This is a genomic window from Cellulomonas sp. P4_B5_2 (assembly GCF_056402235.1).
The window spans coordinates 1-9,879 of the sequence record NZ_JBFUHU010000123.1 but is presented as its reverse complement, the minus strand read 5'-3'; the positions used below and the strand labels follow the sequence as shown (position 1 = coordinate 9,879).

Annotated in this window: 8 protein-coding genes; 3 read left to right on the top strand and 5 right to left on the bottom strand. The window is 72.4% G+C overall.

Features of this window, described 5'->3' with window-relative positions; translation table 11 throughout:
* Nucleotides 1-28: 28 nt before the first annotated feature.
* The gene (locus tag AC1DUQ_RS10700) at nt 29-1,084 is read right to left on the bottom strand and encodes a zinc-dependent alcohol dehydrogenase family protein (RefSeq protein WP_477073772.1); all 1,056 of its coding nucleotides are present in this window, start codon (nt 1,082-1,084) and stop codon (nt 29-31) included.
* Between the two features lie 94 nt (nt 1,085-1,178).
* A complete protein-coding gene (locus AC1DUQ_RS10695) occupies nt 1,179-2,726 on the bottom strand; it encodes a GAF domain-containing sensor histidine kinase (protein ID WP_477073771.1) in 1,548 nt (515 codons plus the stop codon).
* 117 nt (nt 2,727-2,843) lie between these two features.
* Here AC1DUQ_RS10695 and AC1DUQ_RS10690 point away from each other — a divergent pair, with 117 nt between their 5' ends.
* Nucleotides 2,844-3,398 carry a flavodoxin family protein gene (locus tag AC1DUQ_RS10690; protein ID WP_477061851.1) on the top strand — a complete coding sequence of 185 codons (555 nt, stop codon included), beginning with the start codon at nt 2,844-2,846 and terminating at the stop codon, nt 3,396-3,398.
* Here AC1DUQ_RS10690 and AC1DUQ_RS10685 read toward each other — a convergent pair.
* Complete coding sequence (locus AC1DUQ_RS10685) at nt 3,334-4,053, bottom strand: response regulator (RefSeq protein ID WP_477061852.1); 720 nt, start codon at nt 4,051-4,053, stop codon at nt 3,334-3,336. The genes AC1DUQ_RS10690 and AC1DUQ_RS10685 overlap by 65 nt on opposite strands.
* Before the next feature lie 18 nt (nt 4,054-4,071).
* On the bottom strand, nt 4,072-5,580 hold the full coding sequence (locus AC1DUQ_RS10680; RefSeq protein ID WP_477061853.1) for a helix-turn-helix domain-containing protein: 1,509 nt from the start codon (nt 5,578-5,580) through the stop codon (nt 4,072-4,074).
* A 128-nt stretch (nt 5,581-5,708) separates the two neighbouring features.
* Here AC1DUQ_RS10680 and ppdK point away from each other — a divergent pair, with 128 nt between their 5' ends.
* Complete coding sequence (gene ppdK, locus AC1DUQ_RS10675) at nt 5,709-8,402, top strand: pyruvate, phosphate dikinase (protein ID WP_477061854.1); 2,694 nt, start codon at nt 5,709-5,711, stop codon at nt 8,400-8,402.
* Here the strand turns inward: ppdK and AC1DUQ_RS10670 are convergent.
* A complete protein-coding gene (locus tag AC1DUQ_RS10670; RefSeq protein WP_477061855.1) occupies nt 8,318-9,283 on the bottom strand; it encodes an alpha/beta fold hydrolase in 966 nt (321 codons plus the stop codon). The genes ppdK and AC1DUQ_RS10670 overlap by 85 nt on opposite strands.
* A gap of 54 nt (nt 9,284-9,337) precedes the next feature.
* Here AC1DUQ_RS10670 and AC1DUQ_RS10665 point away from each other — a divergent pair.
* A partial coding sequence (locus AC1DUQ_RS10665) for a TetR/AcrR family transcriptional regulator (RefSeq protein WP_477061856.1) occupies nt 9,338-9,879 on the top strand: 542 nt, incomplete at its 3' end.

The window sequence follows — 9,879 nt, the reverse complement described above, 5'->3', positions numbered from 1 at the left end:
GGAGCCGGGCCCTCCTGCGCCCCTGCGCTCATCGGGTCATCACGACCTTGAGCGCCTGCGTCTGTGCGGCGCTCCCGAACGTCCGGTAGGCGTCCAGGATGTCCGCCAGCGCGAACCGGTGCGTGACGAACGCCCCGACCGGCAGCTTCCCGGCCTCGACCAGGCGCAGCRGCATCGGCAGCGTCGTCGTGTTCACCAGACCCGTCGTGATCGTGACGTTCTTGATCCACAGGTCCTGCAGCGCCAGCTCGACCGGCCGGCCGTGCACGCCGACGTTCGCCACGTGCCCACCCGGGCGCACCAGGTCCGTGCACATCGTGAACGTCTCGGGGATGCCGACGGCCTCGATGGCCACGTCCACCCCTGCGTCGTCCGTCGCCGCCATGACCTGGGCCTTCCAGTCGGGGGTCGACGAGTCGACGGCGAGCGTGGCGCCCAGGCGCTTGGCGACGTCGAGCCGGTGGGTGTCGCGGTCGATCGCGATGATCTGCGCGGCGCCGTACAGGCCGGCGGTCGCGATCGCGGCCAGCCCGACAGGTCCGGCGCCCACGACCGCCACGGTGTCGCCCGGCTGCACCTGCCCGTACCGCACGCCGATCTCGAAGCCCGTGGGCAGGATGTCGGAGAGCAGCACGGCCAGCTCGTCGGGAACCGTGGGCGGCAGCCGGTGCAGGGAGCTGTCCGCGAACGGGATGCGCACCAGCTCGGCCTGCGTGCCGTCGATGAGGTGCCCCAGCACCCAGCCGATGCCGGAGGTGCCCTCGGGCGCCAGGCAGTGCGACGGGAACTGCGCGCGGCAGTACGTGCACACGCCGCAGCCGCTGATGCACGCGATGATCACCCGGTCGCCGGGTGCATGGTTGCGGACTCCGTCGCCCACCTCGACCACGGTGCCGACGCCCTCGTGCCCGAGGATGCGGCCGTCCGCGACGGTCGGCACGTCACCGCGCAGGATGTGGAGGTCGGTCCCGCAGATCGTGGTGGTGTCCATCCGGACGACCGCGTCGGTCGGCTCGACCAGGGCGGCGTCTCGGACCTCTTCCCACGTGATGGTCCCTGGACCGTGGAACACGAGCGCTTTCATGGTGACTCCTCACCTCGACCGCGTCGGGCACGGTCGCCCGCGCACCTCCAGCGTGGATCCGCGGCGCGCAGGACAGGCAGGGTCGATGGTCCCGTCAGGGCAGGGGGACCGACCACTGCAGGTGTGTGCCGCCCTCGGGAAGCGCCGTCACGACGAGGGTGCCACCGCGCCGGACCGCGCGGTACTCCAGGTTGGCCAGCCCGCTGCGCACCGCGACGTCGGCCGGGACCCCGATCCCGTCGTCCTGGACCTCGATCAGCAGGTCGAGCCCGACGTCCAGCCGGACCACCACCTCGTGCGCGTGGGCGTGCCGCGCGATGTTGGACAGCGCCTCGCGCACCACCGCGACGGCGTCCTCGGCGACGTCCTCGGGCACGGTGGCGGTGACGCCGTCGGTGCGCAGCCGGGGCATGAACCCGAGGCCGTGCCGCGCGTTCACCACCTCGGCGTCGATGCGGTTCCGCAGCCCGGACCCGGTCGCGCCGCCGCGCGCGCTGAGCCGGAAGATGGTCGTGCGCACGTCCTTGATGGTCTCGTCCAGGTCGTCGATCGCGTCCTCGAGCCGGCGTGCCACGTCGGGGTGCACCACCTCCTGGGCGGCTCCCTGCACGTCCAGCCCGATGGCGAACAGCCGCTGGATGACCATGTCGTGCAGGTCCCGCGCGATCCGCTCGCGCTCTTCGAGCACCGCGAGGCGCGCCCGGTCGGACTGCGCGTCCGCCACGTCGAACGCGAGGGCGAGCTGCTCCGCGAACCCCGCGACGCTCGGCAGGTCCGGCTCGGGCGCCGTGGTCGTGTCGCCCGCGGGCCAGGCGAGCGCGAGCGCGCCGATCCAGCGCTCACCGCTGCGCAGCGGGACCGCGAGCACCCAGGCGGACCCGACCACGTCGAGGTCCGCACCGTCCGGGACGCGGCGCAGCACCGGCCATCGACCGGCGAGGTCCGGCTCGATCTCCGGCGGGAGGTCGTCGGTGAGCCCGAACAGCCGCGAGGTCGGGGCGCCGGAGCTCTGCCGGACGCGGGCGAGCACCGACGTCACGGCGTCGTCGCGCGGCAGGCCGCTGGTCAGGGTCGACGTGCACGCGGCGGCCGTCTCGAGCCACAGCTCGTGCTCACGGGCCTGGCGGTAGGCCCSCGCATGGCCGAGCGCGACGCCCGCGGCCGCGGCGAGCGCGACGGCGACCTGCTCGTCCCGCGCGGTGAAGTCGGCGTGCCCCTCCTTGTCCGTGAGGTAGAGGTTGCCGAAGACAGCACCGCGCGCGAGGACGGGGACGCCGAGGAACGTGTGCATCGGCGGATGGTTCTGCGGGAAGCCCACGGACGAGGGGTGGTCCGCGAGGTCGTGCAACCGCAGCGGGTGGGGGCTCGACACCAGATGGCCCAGCACACCCTTTCCCTCGGGGAGATGACCGATCCTGCGGGCGGTCTCGTCGTCGATGCCCCGGTACACGAACTCCTGCAGCCCGCCGTGGTCGCCGAGCACCCCCAGGGCGCCGTAGCGGGCGCCCGTGAGCGTGCACCCGGCGGAGACGAGCCGCTCGAGGACAGTCGCGATGTCGAGCTCGGCCGACATCGACACCACGGCGCCCATCAGCGCCTCGAGACGTTCGTCGCGTTCCGTCCCGGCCTCGTCCGCTCGCATGCTCGGAGCATAGGTGCGAGCACTCGTCGTGGAGACGAACAGGGCCCTTAGGCCCTGGGGCGGCGAGGGCGACCGGCGAATCCTGGACCCAGGTCGACACACGAGGAGGTGAGGGCGATGCGGGCACTGGTGGTGTACGAGTCGTCGTTCGGGAACACGGGCCAGATCGCGAAGGCGGTCTGGGAGGGCATGTTCAGCCGGATGCAGGACGTCGCCCTCCTGGACGTCACGGCGGCCCCCCGCAGGCTCCCACCCGACCTCGAGCTGCTGGTGGTCGGTGCGCCGACCCAGGCGTTCGGCATGAGCCGGCCCGCGACGCGCGCGGACGCCGAGAAGCAGGCGGGTACCGAGCCCGACGGCGTGTCCGTCGGCGTGCGCGAGTGGCTCCGCGAGCTCGATCCTCCGGAGCGCACCGTCCACGCGGCGACGTTCGACACCCGGATCCACAGCCCGCACGTCCCCGGGTCTGCCGCGGTGGGCGCGTGGCGCGTGCTGCGTCGTGCCGGGTTCCAGGTGGCGGCCGAGGCCGAGAGCTTCTGGGTGATGGGGATCAAGGGACCGCTGCGCGACGGCGAGCTGGAGCGGGCACGCGCCTGGGGCGTCGGGCTCACCGGCCTGCTTCTGGGCCTGCGTCCGATCGACCCCGGTCCGCTCGGGGCTCCGGCGCGGTGACCCCGGTCGGGTCAGGGTGCAGACGATGCTGTTCCGCGATGAACAGAGCGGCCTGCGTCCGTCCTCGCACCTCGATCTTGGCCAGCAGGCTGGAGATGTAGTTCTTCACGGTCTTCTCCGCGAGGAACATCCGGTCCGCGATCTGCCGGTTGGTCAACCCCTCGCCGATGAGGTCCAGCACGGCGCTCTCCTGGGCGGTCAGCAGGTCCAGCCGGGCGTCGTGCCGCTGCGACTCCCGGAGACGGTCGAGCACCCGACCGGTCGTCGCCGGATCGAGCAGCGAGCGGCCGCCGGCGACGAGCCTGATCGAGTCGAGCAGCTGCGGACCGCGGATCTCCTTGAGCACGTACCCGGCGGCACCCGCGGTGATCGAGGCCAGCAGCGCCTCGTCGTCCTCGTACGACGTGAGCATGAGGCACCGGACGCCGGGGGCCAGCGCGGCGAGCTCCCGGCAGACCTCGACGCCGCTGCCGTCGGGGAGCCGCACGTCGAGCAGGGCGACGTCCGCGTCGGCGCGCGGGACGCGCACGAGCGCTTCCGCGGCGGTCGCCGCCTCGCCGACCACCGTCATCTCGGGGTCGGCCTCGATGAGGCGCAGCAGGCCCTGGCGCACCACCTCGTGGTCGTCGAGCACGAACACCCGGATCTGGGCCATGACGCCACTGTGCACCATTCAGGCCTCCCCGTGGCCGCCTGCGTGGCGATCGAGGAACGCGTACACCTCGGCCACCTCCACACCCGGGAAGGCCCCGGTCGGCAGGGGCGAGAGCACGTGCGCGTGCACGGCGGCGCTGGGCCACGCGTGGCGCGCCCACCGTGTCGCCAGTCCGGGGTCGGGCTGCCGGCAGCAGGACGGGTCCGGGCAGCGGGACTCGCGCCGTGTCGAGGTGTCCCGTCCGCGGAACCACTTCGCGGCGCCGAACGGGACCCCCACGGTGATCGAGAACCCGCCGGCGGACGTCGAGCCCGTCTGGGTGCTGCACCAGAACGTGCCCTCGGGGGTGTCGGTGTACTGGAAGTACTCCGTGGCACGGTTCCGCCGCGTGAACGCCGACCGGGCGGCCCACTGCCGGCACACGACCTGGCCCTCGATGGCCCCGGTGCCGTCGGCCGGGAAGCGGACGGCGTCGTTGCTGTATCCCTTGAACAGGGTGCCGTCGTCGCCCACCCGCAGGAAGTGCAGCCGGATGTCGAGGTGCTCCGTGAGCAGGTTGGTCAGGCGCTGCGCGGCGGCCTCGTGGGTGACCCCGAACGCGTCGCGGAAGTCCTCGACGGCCAGCTCCTTGCGGCGCTTGGCCGCGCTCAGGTGCGCTACCGCGGCCGTGCGTGGCATCAGGCAGGCGGCCGCGAAGTAGGTGATCTCGACGCGCTGCCGCAGGAAGTCGGCGTAGCTGCGGGGAGTCGAGTGCCCGAGCACCCGGTGCGCGATCGCCTGCAGCGCGAGCGAGCGCAGGCCGTGCCCGCCGGGGATCGACGCGGGTGGCAGGTAGATGCGTCCGTTGGCCAGGTCGGTGACGGTGCGCGTCGAGTGGGGCAGGTCGTCCACGTGCAGGAGCGCGAAGCCGAGGTCGGCGGCCATCTGGGCGACGGCGCTGTGGGTCAGGGCGCCGGTCGTGTAGCCCGCTCGCCGCACGAGGTCCTCGGCCACCTCCTCGATCTCGGGCAGGTGGTTGTTGCGCTCCGTCATCCAGAGCCGCAGCGCGGTCGTGGCCCGGCGCGCTTCCTCGGGCGTCGCGATCGCGGCGTCGTCGCGCCGGGCCAGCTCGTGGTGGAGGCCGACCAGTGCCTCGAGCGCCTCGGTCGACAGGTTCCGGGCGGGACGCACGCTCGGCAGGCCCAGCGCAGCGTAGGCCGCGGTGCCCTGGGCGCGGTCCAGCTCGATCTCGAGGGCGGCCCGCCGGGACGGGGGAGCGGCGTCGAGCAGGTCCGTCGTCGTGGTGCCCAGCGCCGCGGCCAGGGCCTGCAGGAGGCTGAGCCGAGGTTCGCGACGACCGTTCTCGACGAGGGAGAGCTGGCTCGCGGTGCTGCCGGCGAGGCGTCCGAGCTCGTCGAGCGTCAGCCCGCGCTCGGTGCGGGCGTGCCGGATGCGCCGTCCGAGCATGAGCAGCTGCGACCCCGGCGGCGTCGAGCCGCGGGATTCGGTGGGGAGGTCGATGACCGGCCGGGCTGAGTCCGTCGACATGGCGTTGACGCTAGAGCAAGAAGTGCTGTTCTTGACAGCATGAATCCATTGAAGCCGCTCCCGAGCAGCCTGGACGCTCGAAGCCGGCGAGTACTCCCTCGTCCAGGCCTGTGGACAGGAGCCTTTCCATGACCAGGTACGTCTCACGGTTCGTTGACGGCGACAAGGACAAGAAGGATCTGCTGGGCGGCAAGGGCGCCAACCTGGCAGAGATGACCAAGCTGGACCTGCCCGTGCCACCGGGGTTCACGATCACCACCGAGGCGTGCCGGGCGTACATGCGCGACGGGCACGTCCCGCCCGAGCTTCGCGTCGAGGTGACGCTGGCCGTGCGGGAGATCGAGGACACGATCGGGCGGCGCCTGGGCGACTTCCACGAGCCGCTGCTGGTGTCCGTGCGCTCCGGGGCGAAGTTCTCGATGCCGGGCATGATGGAGACCGTCCTGAACATCGGGCTCAACGACGCGTCCGTGAAGGGCCTCACCGAGTTCTCCGGGGACGAGCGGTTCGCCTGGGACTCCTACCGCCGGCTCATCCAGATGTTCGGCAAGACGGTGCTGGGGATCGACGGGGAGCTGTTCGCGGCCGCCCTGGACGAGCGCAAGACCGCAGTCGGCGCCGCCACCGACGTCGACCTGTCCGCGCAGGACCTGCACGTGCTCGTGCACACCTTCAAGGAGATCGTCGTCGAGCAGACGGGCCGGGAGTTCCCGCAGCACCCGCGCGAGCAGCTCGACATGGCGATCGAGGCCGTCCTCGACTCGTGGAACACCGACCGCGCCCGGCTCTACCGTCGCCGCGAGCGCATCCCGAACGACCTGGGGACCGCCGTCAACGTGGTGAGCATGGTGTTCGGCAACCTGGGTGAGACGTCCGGCACCGGGGTCTGCTTCACGCGCGACCCGTCGACCGGCGAGGCCGGGGTCTACGGCGACTACCTGCCGAACGCTCAGGGCGAGGACGTGGTCGCCGGGATCCGCAACACGCTGCCCTTGTCGGAGCTCGAGGTGCTCGACCCCGTCTCCTACGACGCGCTGCGGCACGCGATGCGCCGCCTCGAGACGCACTACCGCGACCTGTGCGACATCGAGTTCACCATCGAGCGCGGCAAGCTCTGGCTGCTGCAGACCCGGGTGGGCAAGCGCACCGCGGCCGCGGCGTTCCGGATCGCGACCGAGCTGGTGGACGAGAGCCTCATCACGATGGACGAGGCGATCACGCGCTGCCCGGGTGACAAGCTCAACCAGCTTCTGTTCCCGCAGTTCGACGCGAGCGCCGACCGGCACCTGCTGACCACCGCCATGGCGGCGTCACCGGGCGCGGCGGTGGGCGAGATCGTCCTGGACAACGCCCAGGCGCTCGAGCGGACCGAGGCCGGCGCTCATGTGATCCTGGTGCGCCGGGAGACCAACCCGGACGACCTGCAGGGGATGATCGTCGCCGACGGCATCCTCACCGCCCGCGGTGGGAAGACGTCCCACGCGGCCGTCGTCGCACGCGGCATGGGGACATGCGCCGTGGTCGGCGCGGAGGAGGTCGAGGTCGACGTCGCCCGCGGCGAGGTGCGCGTGCGTGACCAGGTGCTCCACGCAGGGGACACGATCGCGATCGACGGGTCCACGGGGGAGGTCTTCCGCGGCTCGGTGCCGGTGGTCGACTCACCGGTCATGGTCTACGTCGCCGAAGGGCTCGACGCCGGGCTGGCTGCGGCGACCGATCCCGAGGCTCGTGCCCTGGTCTCGGCCGTGGACCGCGTCCTGCGGCATGCCGACTTCGTCCGCCGGATGCAGGTGCGCACCAACGCCGACACGGCCGAGGACGCCCGCCGCGCACGGGCGCGGGGAGCCGAGGGTGTGGGGCTGTGCCGGACGGAGCACCAGTTCCTGGGCGAGCGGCGCGAGCACATCGAGCGGCTCATCCTGGCCGACAACGACGACGACCGCTCGGTCGCCCTCGACGCCCTCCTCCCGCTCCAGCGCGAGGACTTCGCCAGCCTGCTGGAGGCCATGGACGGGCTGCCGACGACCATCCGGCTCATCGACCCCCCGCTGCACGAGTTCCTGCCGGACCTCACGGAGCTGGCGGTCAGGGTCGCGGTGGCCGAGGAGCCGGACCCGAAGGAAGTCGCCCTCCTGGCGGCGGTCGAGCGGATGCACGAGCAGAACCCGATGCTGGGGCTGCGCGGGGTGCGGCTCGGGCTGACGCTGCCGGGCCTGTTCGCCCTGCAGGTGCGCGCGATCGCGGAGGCGACCGTGCAGCTGCGGCAGGCCGGACTCGACCCGCGGCCGGAGATCATGGTCCCGCTCGTGGGATCGGTACGGGAGCTGCAGCTGGTCCGCGAGGAGGCCGAGCGGGTCCTGGCCGAGGTCAGTGCGTCGTCCGGCGTCCCGCTCGACGTGCCGATCGGCTGCATGATCGAGCTGCCCCGTGCAGCACTGACCGCGCACCGGATCGCCGAGGAGGCCGACTTCTTCTCCTTCGGCACCAACGACCTCACGCAGACCACGTGGGGGTTCTCGCGGGACGATGTCGAACGGGCGTTCTTCGCCGACTACCTGCAGAACGGCGTGCTGACCATCTCCCCGTTCGAGACGCTCGATGCCGATGGCGTGGGCTCCCTGGTGCGGGCCGGCGTGGAGGGTGGCAGGGCGACCAAGCCGGGCCTGCACATCGGGGTGTGCGGTGAGCACGGGGGAGACCCGGAGTCGATCCACTTCTTCCACGAGGTGGGGCTGGACTACGTGTCGTGCTCGCCGTTCCGCGTGCCGATCGCGCGGCTGGAGGCCGGCCGTGCGGCCGTGGCACGGGGAGGCGCCGCCTGAGCAGTGCGTCGGAACAGCGCCCGGGCGTGGTCGACGACCGCGTCCGGGCGCTCGTCCGCGATGAAGTGCCCGGCGCCGGCGACGAGCTCCTGCGTGAGGTCGTCCGCGTGGTCCTCGTACCCGCCCAGGAGCTCGAGCGGGAGGCCCGCCGGGTCGTCCGCGCCGTACAGCACGACGGTCGGCGTGGTCAGCAGCGCGTCCCGGTACGCTCCGCGGGCGATCCGTCCGACCTCCCCGAGGATGGCGTTCCGGTAGAGCGCGGAGCCGGCGCGAGCACGGGCGGGATCTCGCAGGGGTGCGGCGAACAGCTCGACGTCGCTCTCGGGCAATGCGTCCGCTCCGGTCCGGAAGTCGCGCAGCAGGTACCGCACGAGCCGTTGCCGTCCGGACCGCAGTGCCCACGGTCCGAGACCGGGCGTGGCGATGACCCACTGGAACCACAGCCGCCACGCGACGGTGAGCATCCGCGGGTGCATCCGGACGAACGGGTGCCCACTGCCGAACGTGAGGAAGGCGCCGACGCGGTCCGGGTGCTCGAGGCAGAGCCCGTACCCGAGGATCGCGCCGTAGTCGTGCGCGACGAGGTCGACCTTCGTCAGCCCGAGCGCGTCCAGCAGCTCGACCACGTCCGCCAGGAGCTGCTCGCGGACGTAGCCGCCGGAGGGAGCGTCCGTCCACCCGGCGCCGCGCAGGTCGGGGCAGACCACGTGGTGGTCCTGCGCGAGCTCGGGGATGACCTTGCGCCACTCCCACCAGTGCTGCGGGAAGCCGTGCAGCAGCAGCACCGGGGGACCGTTGCCCGCCTCGGCGACGTGCATGCGCAGGCCGGGCAGCTCCACGAACCGGTGGGTGACCCCGTCGAGGGCCGGGAAGGCGTCCATCTGCCGACGGTACTACGATCGTAGTAGTGAGTCTACTACGTCTATAGTGCGCGCATGACGTCACCGAAGGTCCGCGCGCTCGACGCCGCGATCGAGCTGCTGGGCACCGAGGGCCTGCGCGCGCTCACCCACGTCCGGGTCGACGAGCGGGCCGGGATCCCCCGGGGCTCGACGTCCAACTACTTCCGGACCCGCGCGTCCCTGCTCGCCGGGGTGGCGGGGCGGATCATCGAGCGCGAGATGCCGGAGGCCGCCACCGCGCTCGCGCCGACGTCGGTCGACGAGGTGATCGAGTCGGTCTGTGCGCTGGTCGTGTTCACGACCACGGTCCAGCGCACGCTGACCACCGCCCGCCTGGTCCTCTTCATGGAGGCGAGCCACGACCCCGTGCTCCGGGACGCTCTGTCGGCCGGCCGACGCGCGCTGGAGGACGAGGTGGTGTCCGTGCTCGCGCGGCTCGGGTCGTCGGACCCTGCCACCGGTGCGGCTGCGGTCATGGCGTGCGCCGAGGGGCTGATCCTGCACCGGATCGCGCGTGGTGACGAGACCGATCCGCGCCCTGCGCTCGAGCTCGTGGCGCGGGCAGCGCTGGCATG

What these genes read in the sequence shown, in the direction of transcription:
- AC1DUQ_RS10670 (WP_477061855.1), bottom strand. Translation starts at nt 9,283, where the DNA reads ATGGACGCCTTCCCGGCCCTCGACGGGGTCACCCACCGGTTCGTGGAG.
- AC1DUQ_RS10690 (WP_477061851.1), top strand. Translation starts at nt 2,844, where the DNA reads ATGCGGGCACTGGTGGTGTACGAGTCGTCGTTCGGGAACACGGGCCAG.
- AC1DUQ_RS10685 (WP_477061852.1), bottom strand. Translation starts at nt 4,053, where the DNA reads ATGGCCCAGATCCGGGTGTTCGTGCTCGACGACCACGAGGTGGTGCGC.
- AC1DUQ_RS10680 (WP_477061853.1), bottom strand. Translation starts at nt 5,580, where the DNA reads ATGTCGACGGACTCAGCCCGGCCGGTCATCGACCTCCCCACCGAATCC.
- ppdK (WP_477061854.1), top strand. Translation starts at nt 5,709, where the DNA reads ATGACCAGGTACGTCTCACGGTTCGTTGACGGCGACAAGGACAAGAAG.